The organism is Ciceribacter sp. T2.26MG-112.2, assembly GCF_900492205.1.
In the GTDB taxonomy this organism is placed as follows: domain Bacteria; phylum Pseudomonadota; class Alphaproteobacteria; order Rhizobiales; family Rhizobiaceae; genus Allorhizobium; species Allorhizobium naphthalenivorans_A.
In genome coordinates, this window is record NZ_UEYQ01000021.1 from 41,240 (window position 1) to 58,834 (window position 17,595).

Sequence of the window (17,595 nt, forward strand, 5' to 3'; positions counted from 1 at the left end):
CCGCCGCGTCATTCCTCGCGCATGGCGCGGGCGGCGTGATCGGTGATGGGCTTCATCAGCCAGGACAGGACATTGCGGTCGCCGGTCAGCACATAGGCTTCCGCCGGCATGCCGGGAACCAGTTCCAGGCCCGCATGCTGCGCCACGTCCGTCTTGTCCACGCCGATGTCGGCCCGGTAGAAGGCAACGCCGGTACGCTCATCGACCTCGAGGTCGGCGGAGACGCGCACCAGTCTGCCGTCGAACTCGGGCGTGGTATTGCGGTTGAAGGCGGTGAACCGCACCCTGGCCGGCTGGCCGACGGCGAGTTGGTCGACGTCGTCGGGCCGCACCTGGGCGCGTACCACCAGTTCCGCCTCGCGCGGCACGATCTCCATCAGGGCTTCGGCCGGCGATACCACGCCGCCGGCGGTATGTACCGCGAGCTTGTGCACGACGCCTGCCACCGGCGCACGGATGTCGACCCGTTGCAGGTCTTCGATCAGGGCGATCTCTTCGCTGCGCAATTCGCCCTCGCGGGTCTCGAGGTCACGCAATTCCGTCGAGACTTCGGCGCGCATGGCCTGGTCGACCTGGATCTTCTGCAGGCCGATCTCCTCAATGCGGGCCTTGGTGGCGGCGATCTGGGCCTTCAGCTGGCCGAACTCGCCGTTCAGCCGCACGGCCTCGCGCTTCAGCGCCAGGACCTGGCTGAGCGAGGTCAGGTTCTTCGCATAGAGCGTGTCCTGGGCCTCCGCCTCCCGGCCGATCAGCTCGATCTCGTCCTCCTTCGCCGTCATCTGCACGGTAAGGCCCGACACCTGTTCCTCGAGCTGAACCGCCTGGCCGTCCAGCCGCTCCTTCTGCCCCTCACGCTCGGCACGACGATCGGCAAACAGCCGCCGCTCGGCCTGCATGATCGCGTCGCGGCCATCCGGCGGCAACCGACCGGTGAGCGCGGCCGGCACCTCGACCGCCGCCGCATCGCCAAGCTCGGCCAGCAGGCGGGCCTTGCGGGCGTAGAGCTGGTCGAGCGTCGCCTTGGTCGCATCGAGCTTGGCGCGGATCACCGTGTCGTCGAGCTTGATCAGGATCTCGCCAGCATCCACCGCCCGCCCCTCGCCGACCAGCAGCTCTCCCACCACGCCGCCCTTGGGATGCTGGACCTTCTTGACATTGCCCTCGACCACCAGGAAGCCGGTGGCGATGACCGCACCGGAAAGGCTGGTGGTCATGGCCCAGGCGCCGATGCCGGTGAGAAAGAGGATGGCCGAGAGCAGCCCGGCGAACAGATGCCGGTCGAGCGAGCGGCCAAGGCCCTTGTTGCGCTGGACGGGCATCATGACTGGCCCTCGTTGTCGACAACGGTGAGCGCCGGCGCAGACGGCGGGCGCTGCGTCGCCGGTCGCGCCTGGGTCAACAGCTTGATGATCTCGTCGCGCGGGCCAAAGGCCTTGACCGCCCCCTGGTCCATGATCAGCAGCCGGTCGAGCACGGCCAGCACGCTGTCGCGATGGGCCACGACGATAGCGATGCCGCCGCGCGCCTTGATGCCGCGCAGCGCGGCGGCGAGCGCCTGTTCGCCTTCGGCATCGAGATTGGAATTGGGCTCGTCCAGCACGACCAGGAACGGATCGCCATAGAGCGCCCTGGCGAGCGCGACGCGCTGGCGCTGGCCGGCCGACAGGCTCTCGCCGCCGGCGCCGAGCCGCGTCTCGTAGCCGTCCGCCAGCCCGACGATCATGTCATGGGCACCCGCCGCCTTTGCCGCCGCGACGATTGCCGCAGGGTCGGCATTGCGTTCCAGCCGCGCAATGTTCTCGGCGATCGTTCCGGCGAAGAAATCCGACAGCTGCGGCATGTAGCCGACATGGCGGCTGCGCGCTTCGGCCGACCATTGGTCGAGGCTCGCCCCGTCGAGGCAGACCTTGCCCCGCATCACCGGCCAGGCGCCGGTGATCGCGCGCACCAGCGAGGACTTGCCGGATGCGCTCGGCCCGATGATCCCGAGCACCGTGCCCGCCTCCAGCCGGAACGAGACGTTCTGCACGGTCAGCCGCTGGCCGCCGGCCGGGGGGCCGACATAGAGCCCCTCGACGCTCAGGCTGCGGCTGGGTGCCGGCAGGGCCGTGCGTTCCTCAGGCTGTGGGAATGTCACGAAGGCCCGCTGCAGGCGCTTCCACGACTGTTGTGCCGACAACAGCCCGCGCCAGTTGGCCACCAGCTGCTCGACCGGCGCCAGCGCGCGGGCGACGATGATCGATCCCGCGATGATCGCGCCGCCGCTCAGGCTTCCTTCGACCACCAAATAGGCGCCGAGCCCGAGCGAGGCCGACTGCACCACCTGGCGGATCGTCTTGGAGAGACCGGAATAGAAACCGGCAATGTCGCCCGTGCGTCGCTGCGCCTCGGCGGCGGCGTCGGACGCTTCGTTCCAGCGTCCGGCGGCCCTTGCATGCATGCCGAGCGCCACGAGGATTTCGGCATTGCGGCTGGCATCCTCGCCGATCGCGTTGCGGGCGGAGAGCTCGGCCGCCTGATCGGCGGTCGGCTTGCGGGTCTGAAAACTGGCGGCAAAATTCAGCGCCAGCAGAAGCGCAAGCGTCCCTGTCGCCAGCCAGCCGATCGCCGGATGAAGGAAGAAGCAGGCGGCCAGATAGACGGGCAACCAGGGCAGATCGAAGAAGGTGACGGGCCCCGGCCCGGCGAGGAACAGGCGGATCTGGTCGAGATCCTGCGCCGGCCGCAGGATATCGCCCCCGAGCTTGAGCTTCAGCGGCGCGCCGGCGATCACGCCAAAGACGCGCTCGGTCAGCGAGGCATCGACGATGCCGGCAAACCGGGCGAGAATCCGCACCCGCAGCACGTCGAGCAGGCCGGAAAAGGCAAACAGCAAAAGGGCGAAGATCGAAAGGGCGACCAGCGTCGGCACGCTTTGCGACGGGATGACGCGATCATAGACCTGCAGCATGTAGAACGGCCCGGTCAAACCGAGAAGGTTGAGCACCAGACTGATGATGGCCGTCCCGATAAGCGCCCGGCGCATGAGGTCTCCGTGTTTTCTACGCCCCGCCACATCCGACGAACCGCTGATATTAGTCAATCCCATGTTCGACCGACGGGCGGATTTTTGCAACGACGGGCGTGCGGCAGGGACCGGATGCAGGTAATCAGAGATCGAAAAGGGTGAAATTGGTGGGCCCGGAGGGACTCGAACCCCCAACCAAGCGGTTATGAGCCGCCGGCTCTAACCATTGAGCTACAGGCCCAGCCCGGCAGAGATGCCGCAGGCGGCGGGCAATGGCACCCGCGCCTTGAAGCGACCGCTCTAGCCCAATTCGCCGAAGGCGACAAGTCTTCGCCGCAATGGCTTCACAATCACCCGTCATCAAGGCAAGTGTAAGGGACGCCAATCCGAGGAACCACGATGAAACACCTGAAGACCCAAAGGCTCGCGCTTGCCGCCACGCTTTCCTGCGCTCTGCTTCTGCCGCTTTCCGCGCTCGCCGCGGAGCCGGAGATTCGCGAAGCGACCATCATCGTCTCGGGCGAAGGCGAGGCGGCGATCGCCCCCGACATGGCCGTGCTCAGCTTGAGCGTCGTGCGCGAGGCCGAGACCGCGGCAGAGGCGCTGAAGGCCAATAGCCAAGCCATGGCCGAGGTGATTGCAGACCTCAAGGCCAAGTCCATTGCCGATCGCGACATCCAGACGTCGAATTTTTCCGTCGATCCGCTCTATCGCCAGGACAAGGCCGACGACGACACTTACGAGGCGCCGGTGATCGTCGGCTACCGGGTCACCAACGGCCTGACGCTGCGCGTCCGCGACCTTTCGCAACTCGGCGCGCTGATCGATGCCGCGGTCAAGCTCGGCGTCAACCAGGGCGGCGGCATCAGCTTCACCAATGACAATCCCGACGCCGCGATCGCCGAAGCCCGCAAGAAGGCCGTGGCCGAAGCGATGGACAAGGCCAAAGTGCTGACCGAAGCCGCCGGCGTCAAACTCGGCCGCGTGATCGAGATCAGCGAGAATTTTGCCCGTCCGATGCCGCAGCCGATGTACCGCGCCGCCATGGCGAAGGAAATGGCGGATGCAGCCCCGATCGCCGCCGGCGAGAATGCCTATACGGTGACCGTCAACATCACTTATGGCATCGCGCAGTAGATCCGGCGAAGGCCCCTCCCGCAAGACGGGCTCCTCGAGCCCGCCGTGTGATCCAAATGACAAGGCCCGCCGTGCGTCGGGCCTTTCCTTGTTCCATCCTAGGCGCACTCAGTAGCGGATCACCGGGCAACCGCGCACATTGGCAAAGACCATGCGGTCGAATTCGCCATGGCGGAAGCCGGCGACGACCACGCGGCGCGGCGTGACATTGTGGACGCGGGCGCGGCGCAGGCCGCTCCAGCGCGCTTCTTCGACGGCGCGACGCGGCGAGCAGCCCTGAGGGCGATTGCGGCGCGGCTCATGGCCCCATCCGTGGCGGCGATCGCGGTCGTCCCGGTCATAGCCGGGGCCGCCGCCGACATAGATGCCCCAACCGAAATCCGAGCCGGCAGCGGCGGTCGACACGGTGCCGACGGTGGTGGCGAAGGTGACGAGGGCGGCAAAGCCCAGTTTTGCAAGCAATCCGGTCATGGTTCTCTCCTCTGGCTCTCCGGCCTTGGCCGGTTCAAAAATCCCGCTCTCATCAGCGATTGAAAGGAGAGTGCCAGCGGTGGTCTGAATGCGAACCGAACCGCTTATTCAGCAATCGTTCATGGACGCGGCGCTTGCCCGGTTCCAACCATCCGCCTCATCCGGCCATGTGCAGGACGATCTCGCGCCGGTGGGCCGCGTCGCGGTGTTCGAAGAGATAAAGCCCCTGCCAGGTGCCGAGCAGCAGCCGACCACCGGAAAAGGGAATGCCGATCGACACCTGCGTCAGGGCCGACTTGATATGGGCCGGCATATCGTCCGGCCCTTCCTGGCGGTGCTCGATCCAATCCATGGCGGGATCGCTGGACGGCGGCACCAGCCTGGCGAAGAAGGTCTTCAGGTCCCTCTGCACCGAGGGGTCAGCATTTTCCTGGACGACCAGCGAACAGGAGGTGTGACGGACGAAGACCGTGAGCAGGCCCTCACCCCCGTCGCCCTCCTTGAGAAACGCCTCGGCCTCGCGGGTGAACTCGTAAAGCCCCTGGCCGTCGGTCCTGATCTGTAGCCGCCGCAAGACCATCGCCACCTCCTTCATCTCATGTCGGTACCGGGAGGCCGACTATCGCCGGTGTCCGGCGAAGGTCAAGTCGGGCGAGCCGCCGGCCGCATCGCACCATCGGTCGGCTGGCCGGCGCAAAACATCGGCATGGTCTTTCCGCACCATGCGCCAGGCGCTAGTCTCAACTGACACCCAAGGATGAGGACAAGAAGAATGACGCACGATCGTACCCTGCTCGACACCCTGGCAGGCCAGGAGGAAGCCCTGGTATTCAAGGCCTTCGACGAGATCACCGCGATCGAGATTGGCGAGCACCTGATGCGTGCCGCCCGCGCCGGCGACCTGCCCGTGGTCATCAACATCCGCACCGCGGACCGTGTGCTGTTCCATGCGGCTCTCCCCGGCTCGTCACCGGACAATGACGAATGGGCGCGCCGCAAGAGCAATGTCGCGCTGCGCTTTCACAAGTCATCCATGCGGGTGGGCGAAAACTATAGGCTGAAGGGCCGCGAAATCTGCGCCGAACTGGGGCTGGATCCGATCGACTATGCCAGCCATGGCGGCAGCTTTCCGGTGCGCGTCGCCGGCACCGGCGTGGTCGCGGCCATCACCGTGTCGGGTCTCGCTTCGGAAGACGACCACGGGCTGATCATCAGGGTGCTCGAGGACTATCTGGCGGAAGAACGATAGCCCCCGGGGCCATTCTCCGGGTGATCAGAGCGCGGTCGACAGGTAGAGGCTGAGCCGGGTGAGGTGATCGTCCTCGCTTTCGAAGACCAGCACGCAAGGCAGCGAAAACCGCCCGCCCTTGCCGGCATTCGACTTACCCTCCCGGTCGCCGCCGTCGATCGTACCGTCATAGGCGCCGCGCAGACCGGCCTCGTCGGCCATGGCAACGCCATTGGCGAAACGCGCGTCGTGACGCAGCAGGTAGGCCGACAGCGTGTCGCGGATCGAAGCCAAGCCGATCACCCGCTGGCCGTCCGGCATGTCGAGCACCGCATCGGCATCGAAAAGGGCTTCGAGGGCGGCAAAATCGCGCTGGTTGAGCGCCTGAATCGCCAGTGACATCTGTTGTCGGATCGGCATGGAAATATCCCTTGATGAAATTCTTCCCAGGCATCTAGGGCACGGCGCGCGTATCGGCAATGGCGGTGAAAGGCTCGTCACCCTCAAAGGCCGTGCGGCCGCAGCGCCGTTCGCGCCGTCTCGCCGACCGCATGGTTGAGCGGGCTCAGGGCCGAAGCCACCGACCGGCTGAAGTGCCAGAAGAGCGGCACATCATAAGCCGCGTCCGGCAGAAGCGGCACAAGCCGCCCCGCAGCGATGGCGTCCGCCACCAAAACCTCCGGATTGAGCCCCCAGCCAAGACCGGCTTGCGTCGCATCGACGAAGGCCTGCGACGACGGCAGCCAGTGGGTCGGAGCCACGACCCCCTCGCCGACATGCTTCTCGATCCAGCGGGCCTGGAGCATGTCCTTGGCATTGAAGGTCAGCGCCGGCGCCCGCGAAAAGTTCTGCACCGTCATCCCGTCGGCAAACCAGCGAGCCATGAAGCCGGGGCTGGCGGTCGCGATATAGCGCAGCGACCCCAGCGGCCGGCAGTCGCAGCCTCGCACCGGCGCGTCGGAGCCGCTGACCGCCGCCCTGACCTCGCCGCGCCGAAGCCATTCGGCACTGTGTTCCTGATCGTCGAGCACCAGATCGAACAGGCAATCCGGCACCGCCGCCATCGCCGTGACGAACCAGGTCGCCAGACTGTCCGCGTTCACGGCGATGCGGATGGTGGGCATCCGCCCATCGATCGCCTCGCGGCCCATATCCTGAGCCAGCGTCCGTTCCAGAAGCGCGACCTCTTCGGCATGCCGCGCCAACCGCAGTCCGGCCTCAGTCCCCGAACACGGCTGGCCGCGAATGACGAGAACCGAGCCGACGCGTTCTTCGAGCAACTTGACGCGCTGTGAGATCGCCGAAGGCGTGACCCCGATCTGCCGGGCGGCCCGCTCGAAGCTGCCGGTTCGCACCACAGACACCAGCGCGTCGAGAAGCGCATAATCGAGCATCGATTAGAATCCCTAATGCAAGTGCAGAATTATTAGCTTTTCTAAATTTCCACCGCTCGCTAGTCAAGGCGAAGTCCTTCCCGGAGCCTTGCCATGCTGACTGCCGCCACCGCCGGTTTCTTCCTCGGCCTCAGCCTGATCGTCGCGATCGGGGCGCAGAACGCCTTCGTGCTGCGCCAGGGATTGCGGCGCAGCCACGTGCTTGCCATCTGCCTCGCTTGCGCGACCTCCGACGCGGCGCTGATCGCCGCCGGCGTCGGCGGGCTCGGCAAGGCCATCGCCGCCCTGCCCTGGCTCACGCCCCTCATGCGCTATGGCGGGGCCGCCTTCCTCGCCTTTTACGGCCTTCGTAGCCTGCGGGCAGCGCTCGGCGGCAATGCGGCGCTGAAGCCGGAAGGGGAAGCGCAGGAAGGCCTCGCCGCAGCGCTCTTCACCTGCCTGGCGCTCACCTGGCTCAACCCGCATGTCTATCTCGACACCGTGGTCCTGCTCGGCTCGATCTCCACCCAATATCCCGGCCAAGGACTGGCCTTCGGCCTTGGGGCGACGACCGCGTCTTTCCTGTTCTTCTTTTCCCTGGGCTATGGCGCGCGCTATCTGCGCCCGCTTTTCGCCCGTCCCGCCGCCTGGCGGGTCCTCGACGGACTGATCGCCCTGGTCATGGGATCGATCGCAATCAGTCTGGTGTGGACCAGTTGATCCGCCGCCGATCGGGGATGTGCTGACAATCGCAACCGGTGTAGGTTCGAGCCAGTATCGTCTTGCACCGGATGCGCCTGATGTTCCTCACCAATCACGACATGGTCGATCTCATCGACTTCCGCCACGAACTCCACCGCCATCCGGAAATCTCCGGTGAGGAAGAGGAGACCGCGCGCCGCGTGGCCCATCTTCTGGGGCCCATGAAGCCCGCCCGCATCCTGACGGGGCTGGGCGGTCATGGCGTCGCGGCGGTGTTCGACGGAGCCGAACCCGGCCCCACCCTGCTGTTCCGCTCCGAGATCGACGCCCTGCCGATCGAGGAGAAGACGCATGTCGCCCATGCCTCCACCATCGCCGGCAAGGGTCATCTGTGCGGCCATGACGGCCATTCGACCATCCTTCTGGCCCTAGGGCTCGGCCTGTCGCGCGCAGCACCGAAGCGTGGCCGGGTCGTTCTGCTGTTCCAGCCGGCGGAAGAGAATGGCGCGGGGGCCGCCGCCGTGATCGCCGATTCGCGCTTTGCCGAAATCCGTCCCGACTTCGCCTTTTCGCTCCACAACCTGCCGGGTCTTGCGCTGGGGCGCGTCGCTTTGACGGACGGCCCGGTCAACTGCGCCTCGCGCGGCATGAAGATCAAGCTCTCCGGCAAGACAGCCCATGCCTCCCAGCCGGAAACCGGGCTCTCGCCGATGGCGGCGATGGCAAGCCTGATGCCGGCGCTGACTGCCCTGTCCCGCAGCGCGCCGCCCGACCGCGGCTTCCGCCTGGCGACCGTCACCCATGCCGCGCTTGGCGAACGGGCCTTCGGCATCGCCCCCGGTGACGGCGAGATCTGGGTGACGCTGCGCACCCTCGTCGACGACAGCATGGCCGAATTCTGCGCCGAGGCCGAAGCACTCGCCCGAAGGGCGGCAGATGCCGAAGGGCTCGACCTCGACATCGCCTACGACGACATCTTCCTGCATTGTGAGAACGCGCCGGAAGCCGTCGCCCACCTCGCCCGCGCGCTCGACGCCGAGGGCGTCGGTCATGACAAGGGCAGTCTGCCGATGCGGGCATCAGAGGATTTCGGCCGCTTCCGCGCCGTTGCGCCTTCCGCCATGTTTTTTCTCGGATCGGGCGAAAACCACCCCGCCCTGCACAATCCGGACTACGACTTTCCCGACGAACTGATCGCCATCGGTGCGCGGGTATTCATGCGCGTGGTGCGGGACTTGCTCGGTTAGGCCTTATCGCCGCCGCTTTAGAACTCCGGAAACCCATAGCGTTTCCAGTCGCGCTTCGGGATGGCTGCACCGACCTCGAAGGCGAACGACAGGACGCGGGTGGCATTGGGGTCGATCTCGCAGCGAAAGCGCAGATTGAACCACTGCCCATTGGCACGAAACGCCGCCTTGTTGACCGTGAGGACATCGCCGTCCTTGAGCTGGAAAGATGGCAGGAGCTCGGGCCGGTAGGCAGGCGTAGCGTTTCGCAACTGCTCGCGCAATTCGGTGACGCACAGCTGATCGGCCCGGTCCGGACGTGGAATATCCCCCATCGCCGTCATCGCGGCGCTGTCTCCGGTCAGGCTGGTCGAATAGAGTTTTGTCACCTCGTCCAGCTCGGTCTTCGCCTGCACCGCTTCGTCCGCCGCTGCATCTGGAGCCTGAGGCGTTTCGACCGGCTGCTCAGGTTTCTCCGCAGGTCTGTCCTGGGTCAGGGCGACGGTCGTATCGTCAGACTGCTGCGCCGGCTGCGCCCCGTCGCTTTCGTCCCCGGCCGAAGCGGCATCGATTTCCGGAACGGCGATATCGTCGGGCAGCGGCGTGGCCGGCGGCTGATCGGCTTCCTCGACCGCCTCTTCCGCAGGCGGCTCCGGCTCCGGCTCTTCAGCTGGCACAGCATTCTCCTGCGGCGCGATCTCGGCGGGCTTGGCGGCCTCCTCCGCGGCGTTGCCGCTCGTATCCTGCCGCGGACCGCTGTCCTTCTCACCAAACTCGAACACCGGCCGGAGCAAGGGCAGCGACGGCGCCGGCTCATCGGCCGCCGCCTCTTCCGGTGGCTGCTCGGCTGGGGGCTGCTCCACCGGCGGCTGCTCAGCCGGTCGCTCGGGCGGTGCAGGCACGCTCTCCGGTGGAGGCGGCGGCGGCGCGTCCGCCTGCTGTTCCTTCGAAGGCTCTTCCTGCTCTGGCTGAGCCTCCTCCGCCTTTGGTGGCTCCGGCTCTTGCTCCTCCGGCGGTGGCACGATCTCGACGGCCACGCTTTCTTCCGGCTCGGGCTGGGTTATCGGCTCCGGCATGTCGATGAACAGCACCGCAAAGATCATGAGGTGCAGCAGGATCGAGACGACAAGGCCCCCACCCAGCTTTCTCCAACGTCTTGCCGATGTCTTTTCCATGCGGATCAAAAGGCTTTCCAAAGTTCCGGCTGATGTGGTCCCAAAAGACGGCGCCATCAAGGGACAGATGCGAGATCCTTGCCCGACCGCAGGCATTTCCGTCAGAGGAAAACTATATGTTGACGTTCAAAGTAACCCACCGGGCCTTTCCTTATCCGGAACAATGTGAGAACGTTCAGTCCATACAGGGCAGGCGGGATCATGTCATCGCCAATTGAGTTGCGGTAGGAAAAAAGACGATGAAGACCGTGGGTTTGTTCGCAGGGGTCGGAGGACTTGAGGCGGGTTTGCAGGCTGCAGGCTTAAGAACCACATTGCTATGCGAAATCTGGAATCCGGCCAGTGCCGTGCTAAAAAAACGATTTCCTGATGCAGACCTGCATGGCGACGTCGAAACTCTCGACGGACTTCCAGGAGAAGCCGACGTTCTAGTCGCTGGCTTTCCATGTCAGGATTTGAGCCAAGCCGGGAAAACAGCGGGAATTACGGGAAAGCGGTCCGGGCTTGTCGGACATGTCTTCCGATTGCTTGACCTTGATCACAAGAGCTGGGTCATCCTTGAAAACGTACCGTTCATGCTACAGCTTGATTCTGGGGCGGCCATGCGCACCTTGGTCGAAGAATTTGAAGCGCGCGGATACCGTTGGGCATATCGAATAGTCAACTCCCTTTCGTTTTTGCCTCAGAGGCGAGAGCGGGTACTATTCGTTGCAACGACCACTGACGTAGACCCTGCAGACGTTCTTTTGGCAGATGACGTAAGTGCTCGTATCGAAGTTCAGCCGCTTTCCTCCGCTGCTCACGGGTTCTACTGGACGGAAGGTGTGCGGGGGCTGGGTTGGGCAGAGAACGCCATTCCAACGCTTAAAAACGGTTCGACCGTCGGAATAGCATCCCCTCCCGCAATTCTTCTGCCATGCGGCAAGGTCGTTACTCCCGAGATCAGAGATGCGGAACGTCTTCAGGGGTTCGATGCCGACTGGACACAACCGGCAGAAGAGATAGGCCGCGCCTCGCTTCGGTGGTCATTGGTCGGCAACGCCGTCACTGTTCCCGTTGCCCGCTGGCTCGGAGAATCCTTGTTGCAACCGCGGAACTTCGATTCAAGTCGAGACAAAAGCTTCGACGGCCAAAAACGTTGGCCAAGAGCGGCTCGTTTTGACGGGACTACGCGTCATGTGGTCGAAATCGGCTCACACCCCGTGTGGGAACCGCGGGCGCCGCTGCATGAGTTCTTGAAGTTTCCCGGAAAAGCACTGTCTGCAAGAGCTACAAGAGGCTTTCTTTCCAGGGCCGAGCGAGCAAAATTGCGCTTCAAACCCGGTTTTTTGGAACTGCTTCGCGCTCACTTGCTGCATATGGAATCCAGCACATACTCCGATATCAATACATTCGCAGTTGCGGCCGAATGACGGAGCAAGCGACAGGCTTGAAGAGCTCTCAAATGCGCAGCATACGACGTGAGGGCACTTCCGCCGAGCTTGCTGTCGGAAGAGCACTGCGGAGTCTGGGTCAGAGATACCGTAAGAATGTCAGGACCTTGCCCGGGTCGCCCGATTTCGCCAACAGGACCAAGAAATGGGCGGTCTTTGTCAACGGCTGTTTCTGGCACCGACACACGGCCTGTGTGAGGGCGACCATACCGAAGACGAACAAGGAATTCTGGCTTGATAAGTTGGCTCGCAACAGAAAAAGAGACGCAAAAGCAATTCGATCTTTGAGAGCATTGGGAATGACGGCGATTGTCGTGTGGGAGTGCGAAACAGGTGACGAACCCGAACTGAGGAAACGTCTTCTAGATGTCTTTGAAGCGCGTGGCATAGGTATGAGCCAGCCGGTCGATCATTGACGCATAACTGAAGATGTCGCCAGAGAGCGGCGCTGGCGACTCCGTCACGACCTCCAAGGGAGATCCGTCGTTCTTACACTGAACGACGACGATCGCGAACGCGTCATATCCGACCTCGCCTGGACGGCTACGCTTCGGCAACTGCCGCAACTTGTCTACGGTGATCTGGGCGCTCCGCGGCTGAACATGGCGGCTCCATCTGAGCTCTATACCTGTGCCCTTGTTTCTGTCAGGGCTGAGGTATTCGTTCGCCATGTTCACCATCGCAAACCCGGCGGCAATAGCCTGATCGTTGGAGCCGTGGACAGTCGCGTGAGATGAGTTCAATTCATCATAGAGACGCGGAAGAGCCTTCTGATGAGCCGTCATACACGCTTTGGCCTCAAGGGCCATCAAGACGCTGCCTACCGGAGCCCGCGACAATGAGGGAAGCGCTGCGAGTTCCCGCATCTCCTCGTCGTTCAGTGTTATCCCTAAGTCCACCATCATAGCATCAAGCGAAAGAGGCTTTTTCTTCCTTTCATCCCGCCCGGCCGTACAAAGGACCAGATCGAGATTCTTCTTACGATCCTGCACGAAATCACGCATTTCGTGGTTAATGCCAAAAAAGACGGATCCAGCCTCGACATGTCGGCGCAACAACGGACATGTACGCATAAGATCGAATACGATTCCCCAACAGGCCACCTTCGAATGGTGATCGCTACGAGAATGGTACTGCCAAGCCCGTCCGAACTCATCTGTCCGAGAGGGTTTAGACAGCGTGCGCACTAGAATTCCTGGCCCAAACATTCTCACCGCCAAACGAATCGAACTCGCAGAAAGTCTATCGTGAAGGCTCGATGACTAGCTACACAATAAAGGCGGCCTCTCGGCCGCCTTTATTGATTCCACATCGACTCCCGTCTCAGCTGTCCAGGAACGAGCGCAGCTTGCGGCTCCGGCTCGGGTGCTTGAGCTTACGCAGCGCCTTGGCCTCGATCTGGCGGATACGTTCGCGGGTGACCGAGAACTGCTGGCCGACTTCTTCAAGCGTGTGGTCGGTGTTCATGCCGATGCCGAAGCGCATGCGCAGCACGCGTTCCTCGCGCGGGGTGAGCGATGCCAGAACCCTGGTCGTCGTCTCGCGCAAATTCGCCTGGATGGCGGCGTCGATCGGCAAAAGCGCGTTCTTGTCCTCGATGAAGTCGCCGAGGTGGCTGTCCTCTTCGTCGCCCACCGGGGTTTCGAGCGAGATCGGTTCCTTTGCGATCTTCAGGACCTTGCGGACCTTTTCGAGCGGCATGGCGAGCTTTTCGGCCAGTTCTTCAGGCGTCGGCTCGCGGCCGATCTCGTGCAGCATCTGGCGCGAGGTGCGGACGATCTTGTTGATCGTCTCGATCATGTGCACCGGGATACGGATCGTGCGGGCCTGGTCGGCGATCGAGCGGGTGATCGCCTGGCGGATCCACCAGGTCGCATAGGTCGAGAACTTGTAGCCGCGGCGATACTCGAACTTGTCGACCGCCTTCATCAGGCCGATATTGCCTTCCTGGATGAGGTCGAGGAACTGCAGGCCGCGGTTCGTGTACTTCTTGGCGATCGAGATGACGAGACGCAGATTGGCCTCGACCATTTCCTTCTTGGCGATGCGGGCTTCCCGTTCGCCCTTCTGCACCATGTGCACGATGCGGCGGAATTCCGTCACCGAAATACCGGTCTCGGTCGCAAGGTTCTGGATCTCGCCGCGGATGTCGCGGATCGTCTGGTTTTCCTCGCGGGCAAAGTCCTTCCAGCCACGGGCCGAGAGGTTGCCGATCGACTTCATCCAGTTCGGGTCGAGTTCAGCGCCCTGGTACTGTTCGAGGAAACTATCGCGCTTGACGCCGTAGGATTCGGCCAGACGCAAAAGGCGGCCTTCGTTCTGCACGAGACGCTTGTTGATGTCGTAGAGCTGCTCGACGAGGCTGTCGATGCGGTTCTGGTTGAGCGACAGCGACTTCACCGCCGTGATCAACTGATCCTTGAGCTCCTTGTAGCGGCGCTCCTGACCGGACGACAGCGTGCCGGTGCAGGCGAGACGAGCCTCGACCTGCTGGTCCTGCAGCTTGCGCAGCTTCTTGTAGGTGTCGGCGATCGTGTCGAGGGTCTCCATGACCTGCGGTCTGAGTTCCGCTTCCATGGCGGCGAGCGACAGGTTCGATTCGTCCTCGTCCTCTTCCTCCTCTTCCGGCGGAGCACCATCGCCGCCGACATCCGTGATGTCGTCGTCACCGCTCGGAGAGCGGGCGCGCCGGGTCTTTTCCTTCTCCTCGGCCGCCTTGCGATCGGCCTCGATCTTTTCCGGGCTCTGGAACTGCGGGGCAGCCTTGGCCTCGGGACCGGAATAGGTGGTTTCGAGATCGATGATCTCGCGCAAAAGCGTCGTGCCTTCGTTCAGTTCGTCGCGCCAGATGATCAACGCCTGGAAGGTCAGCGGGCTTTCGCACAGGCCGGAGATCATCGTCTCGCGGCCAGCTTCGATGCGCTTGGCGATGGCGATTTCGCCTTCGCGCGACAGAAGTTCGACCGAGCCCATTTCGCGCAGATACATGCGCACCGGGTCGTCCGTGCGGTCGGTCGGCTCTTTCTTCTTGGCGGTCGCGAGCTGGGTGCCCTGAGACGGCGCAAGTTCGCCGCCCTCGCTCTCACCGTCGCTGTCGTCGTCGCCGTCTTCGGCCGGAGCCGCCTCTTCGGCGTCCTCGTCCTCGATGACGTTGATACCCATGTCGGAGAGCATGGCCATGGTGTCCTCGATCTGCTCGGAGGTGACTTCCTCCGACGGCAGGACCGAGTTCAGTTCGTCCATGGTGACATAGCCGCGCTTCTTGGCGGCCTTGATCATTTTTTTGACCGCGTCATCCGAAAGGTCGAGAAGCGGACCGTCGGTAGCGCCGTCGCGTTCGCTGTCTGCTTCTTCGTTTTCTTTGACTTTGGATGCCATCTATTTCGTCGCTTTCCTGACGTCTGATCTTGTCCGCACGATGCAAAGCGGAGAGTGGCCGCAAGGCCCCTGCCCGCTACGATTTCTGTCAATGACCTAACGGAATGGTGCTTAATTCCCGATTAACTAAGGACCGCATCGCCGCCGTGCAAAGTCCTCGTTCTTCCGAATGACCGGTCATGGTACTAGAGATTCGCTGGACCCACTTCACCCTTGTGTGCCTGTATTGGTGATTCCCACAATTTTCCCTGCCGTCAAGCTTTTCCGGTACGATTGCCCGGGAAAACGGGAAAATTCTTAACGCTGATGCCTGTGCAAACCGCTCTCGGCGAATGTAGGTGTGAAAGCGCCGGAAACAAGGGGCAGCGCCGGCAAGGCCGCGACACGCGTCTCACCGCGATGCACCCGCCGACCGTCTAAACGCCGGTTTGTGATCTTGGGCCATTGAGGAACCAGACACGCATCGGGCCTTTGCCCTTGACGTCGATCTCGCCGCGCAGTTCGAAGTCGAAGCGGTCCTCGAGCATGTTCTTCACGCGGTCCCCGACCTGGATCCGGCCGGCGACCCCATGGGACTCCATTCGCGCTGCCGTATTCACCGCATCGCCCCAAACATCGTAGAGCAGCTTGTTCGAACCGATCACGCCGGCAACCACCGGACCGCTGTCGAGGCCGATTCGCACCTCGACCGCCTCGCCGCCTTCCGCCGAGATCTTTCGGCAACATTCCAGTATGTCCAGCGCCATCAATGCCACGCTCTCGGCATGGTCGGCGCGCGGCTCGGGAAGACCGCCCGCCACCATGTAGGCATCGCCGATCGTTTTGATCTTCTCCAGCCCGTGGGCCGCGGCGAGCGCGTCGAAACTGCGGAACACACGGCTGAGAAAGGTCACCACGTCGCGCGACGGCCACTTGGCCACCCGCGGTGTAAAATTGACGATGTCGGCAAAGAGAATGGTCGCTGAGCCGATCTGATCGGCGACCATGGCCGTTTCGCTGTGCTTGAGCCGCAAGGCTACCGTACGGGGAAGCATGTTTTCCAGCAGGCGCTCCGAGAAACGGTGCTCCTTCAAGAGCGCCAGCTCCGCCCGGCTGGCCTCCTGGAAGGCGAAGAGCACGGTCATGAAGATCAGCAGGAACACGAGAGGGACGGTCATGAAGAACAGGATGTCGAGAACGGCCGGATCGACCTTCAGGAATCCCGCCGGCCCTGCAAAGAACATCTCCGTCGCCAAGAAAGCGGCCAGCGCCAGGACCATCACGACGGCCGATCGTGCCAGGCGCTCGGCCCCGAAGATCAGCATTGTTGCCGCAGCCCCCGGCAGGAAGAACAGATGCAGGCCGGATTCGCGACCGAAGAGGAAGCAATACCCGACGCCGTAGGCGAGCCACATGGCCGTCAAGTAAACGGCCGCTGCGGCCGAACCGAAACGATGGAAATACGGGGTCGCCGCATAGACTACGATCTGCGGAGACAGCAGCGCCACCGCCGGCCAGAGAGCCTCGAGATCGTAAAAGGAATAGAAGAGGATATAGGGCACGGTCATCAGGCTGGCGAGCAGCGAACCGAGATTGATGACCGCCATCCGACGGCGGACATGCGGCGAATACCCTCGCGTGCCGCTTGCGGCCACCAGCCGCAGCAAGGCCATCGGCTGCCATGATGCCCCGGCCCGGTAGCCGCGCGGGGCTGAGATGTGAAATTCCTGCGTCGACACGACCTGTCCCGCTTTGCGGTTGTGACTGCTGAATGGTACATCCGCCGGACAAGGGCAACCGTTTAATCGCCGGTGCTCTACGCGTTGTGACCTGTGGCTGCTCCCTTGACACGCCCGGACATCACTCCGAACCCGTCGATGATCGCTTCCTGGTTCTCCATCCGGGTGATCTCGAGCTGCACTTCATGCAGCGCACCGATCAGTTGGCCGATTCGCTCGGCATCCTCTACCTCGGTGGCCTCAGCCACTTCGCGTTCCAGTTCGATGCGCTGGCGTCTCAGCGCCTTGGTGCGCTTGTGGAGCGAAAGTGCCTGGCGATAGCCCTCGCCCGCATCCTCGGCGGCCGCGATCTCGGTCGCGGTCCACAGGCGCGCATTGCGGATCTGCTGGTCGAGGCTCTTGATCAAGGCGCCATGACCCTGCTCTTCCAGGCGGGCAAGCAAAACCTCCCGGGTGAGTTGGGCTCCGGTGCCGGCGGCAATCGTCAGAAGCGAGGACCACAGCTTCTGCAGCGCGCGGTTCTCGTAGTCGATCGAGGCGATTTCGTCGTAATCGTCCTGGAGCAATTGCGGATGGTTGACGATGGTCAGCGCCAGCACGCTTTCGCGAAGCGCCGGCTGGTCCTGATGCCCCTTGACGAGCCCGGATCGCGCCAGACGGTCGGAGACCGCACCGCCGCCCCCAGCTGAGGGCCCTGGCGCCCGACCGCCGAACCGCCCCTGCCCGGCCGCCCCGCCACGGCCGCCG

At 63.5% G+C, this 17,595-nt stretch carries 16 protein-coding genes, 1 tRNA gene and 1 pseudogene; 6 read left to right on the plus strand and 12 right to left on the minus strand.

What is annotated here, in order from left to right:
• Positions 1-8: 8 nt before the first annotated feature.
• The 3 genes from DYZ14_RS19770 to DYZ14_RS19780 form a co-directional block, all read right to left on the minus strand.
• Positions 9-1,322, minus strand: a complete 1,314-nt coding sequence (locus DYZ14_RS19770) for an HlyD family type I secretion periplasmic adaptor subunit (RefSeq protein WP_210209310.1) — start codon at positions 1,320-1,322, stop codon at positions 9-11.
• Positions 1,319-3,025, minus strand: a complete 1,707-nt coding sequence (locus tag DYZ14_RS19775; protein WP_154722285.1) for a type I secretion system permease/ATPase — start codon at positions 3,023-3,025, stop codon at positions 1,319-1,321. The genes DYZ14_RS19770 and DYZ14_RS19775 overlap by 4 nt, the downstream gene beginning before the upstream one ends.
• Positions 3,026-3,172: 147 nt before the next feature.
• Positions 3,173-3,248 (minus strand) — tRNA-Ile (locus tag DYZ14_RS19780).
• A 158-nt stretch (positions 3,249-3,406) separates the two neighbouring features.
• Between DYZ14_RS19780 and DYZ14_RS19785 the strand changes: the two genes are divergently transcribed.
• Positions 3,407-4,144: an SIMPL domain-containing protein gene (locus DYZ14_RS19785; protein ID WP_154722286.1), complete on the plus strand. Its 738-nt coding sequence runs from the start codon at positions 3,407-3,409 to the stop codon at positions 4,142-4,144.
• A gap of 108 nt (positions 4,145-4,252) precedes the next feature.
• Here DYZ14_RS19785 and DYZ14_RS19790 read toward each other — a convergent pair whose 3' ends face one another.
• Entirely contained in the window at positions 4,253-4,615 is a 363-nt protein-coding gene (locus DYZ14_RS19790) for a hypothetical protein (protein WP_154722287.1), read from the minus strand.
• Between the two features lie 157 nt (positions 4,616-4,772).
• Positions 4,773-5,195, minus strand: coding sequence for a secondary thiamine-phosphate synthase enzyme YjbQ (locus DYZ14_RS19795; protein WP_154722288.1), 423 nt, complete (start codon positions 5,193-5,195; stop codon positions 4,773-4,775).
• Between the two features lie 192 nt (positions 5,196-5,387).
• On the opposite strand from DYZ14_RS19795, the gene DYZ14_RS19800 reads away from it, so the two are divergent.
• Positions 5,388-5,864, plus strand: a complete 477-nt coding sequence (locus DYZ14_RS19800) for a heme-degrading domain-containing protein (RefSeq protein ID WP_154722289.1) — start codon at positions 5,388-5,390, stop codon at positions 5,862-5,864.
• Between the two features lie 24 nt (positions 5,865-5,888).
• Here DYZ14_RS19800 and DYZ14_RS19805 read toward each other — a convergent pair whose 3' ends face one another.
• Positions 5,889-6,263, minus strand: coding sequence for a nuclear transport factor 2 family protein (locus DYZ14_RS19805; protein ID WP_154722290.1), 375 nt, complete (start codon positions 6,261-6,263; stop codon positions 5,889-5,891).
• 83 nt (positions 6,264-6,346) lie between these two features.
• The gene (locus DYZ14_RS19810; protein WP_154722291.1) at positions 6,347-7,237 is read right to left on the minus strand and encodes a LysR family transcriptional regulator ArgP; all 891 of its coding nucleotides are present in this window, start codon (positions 7,235-7,237) and stop codon (positions 6,347-6,349) included.
• A 93-nt stretch (positions 7,238-7,330) separates the two neighbouring features.
• On the opposite strand from DYZ14_RS19810, the gene DYZ14_RS19815 reads away from it, so the two are divergent.
• Both DYZ14_RS19815 and DYZ14_RS19820 read left to right on the plus strand, forming a co-directional pair.
• Positions 7,331-7,936: a LysE/ArgO family amino acid transporter gene (locus DYZ14_RS19815; protein ID WP_154722292.1), complete on the plus strand. Its 606-nt coding sequence runs from the start codon at positions 7,331-7,333 to the stop codon at positions 7,934-7,936.
• Between the two features lie 80 nt (positions 7,937-8,016).
• A complete protein-coding gene (locus DYZ14_RS19820) occupies positions 8,017-9,165 on the plus strand; it encodes an amidohydrolase (protein ID WP_154722293.1) in 1,149 nt (382 codons plus the stop codon).
• A gap of 17 nt (positions 9,166-9,182) precedes the next feature.
• On the opposite strand, the gene DYZ14_RS19825 is transcribed toward DYZ14_RS19820, so the two are convergent.
• Complete coding sequence (locus tag DYZ14_RS19825; RefSeq protein ID WP_232365614.1) at positions 9,183-10,319, minus strand: DUF930 domain-containing protein; 1,137 nt, start codon at positions 10,317-10,319, stop codon at positions 9,183-9,185.
• Between the two features lie 239 nt (positions 10,320-10,558).
• Between DYZ14_RS19825 and DYZ14_RS19830 the strand changes: the two genes are divergently transcribed.
• Entirely contained in the window at positions 10,559-11,731 is a 1,173-nt protein-coding gene (locus tag DYZ14_RS19830; RefSeq protein ID WP_154722295.1) for a DNA cytosine methyltransferase, read from the plus strand.
• A 32-nt stretch (positions 11,732-11,763) separates the two neighbouring features.
• Positions 11,764-12,168, plus strand: coding sequence for a very short patch repair endonuclease (locus DYZ14_RS19835; RefSeq protein ID WP_232365612.1), 405 nt, complete (start codon positions 11,764-11,766; stop codon positions 12,166-12,168).
• Here DYZ14_RS19835 and DYZ14_RS19840 read toward each other — a convergent pair.
• The 4 genes and pseudogenes from DYZ14_RS19840 to DYZ14_RS24170 all read right to left on the minus strand — a co-directional run.
• Complete coding sequence (locus DYZ14_RS19840) at positions 12,115-12,939, minus strand: hypothetical protein (protein ID WP_195950048.1); 825 nt, start codon at positions 12,937-12,939, stop codon at positions 12,115-12,117. The two genes, DYZ14_RS19835 and DYZ14_RS19840, sit on opposite strands and share 54 nt — an antisense overlap.
• A 136-nt stretch (positions 12,940-13,075) precedes the next feature.
• Positions 13,076-15,130: an RNA polymerase sigma factor RpoD gene (gene rpoD / locus DYZ14_RS19845; protein ID WP_115671689.1), complete on the minus strand. Its 2,055-nt coding sequence runs from the start codon at positions 15,128-15,130 to the stop codon at positions 13,076-13,078.
• A 416-nt stretch (positions 15,131-15,546) separates the two neighbouring features.
• Positions 15,547-16,848 carry an adenylate/guanylate cyclase domain-containing protein gene (locus DYZ14_RS19850; protein WP_232365613.1) on the minus strand — a complete coding sequence of 434 codons (1,302 nt, stop codon included), beginning with the start codon at positions 16,846-16,848 and terminating at the stop codon, positions 15,547-15,549.
• Positions 16,849-16,925: 77 nt separating this feature from the next.
• Positions 16,926-17,595, minus strand: a pseudogene (locus DYZ14_RS24170) (DNA primase); the annotation flags it as partial.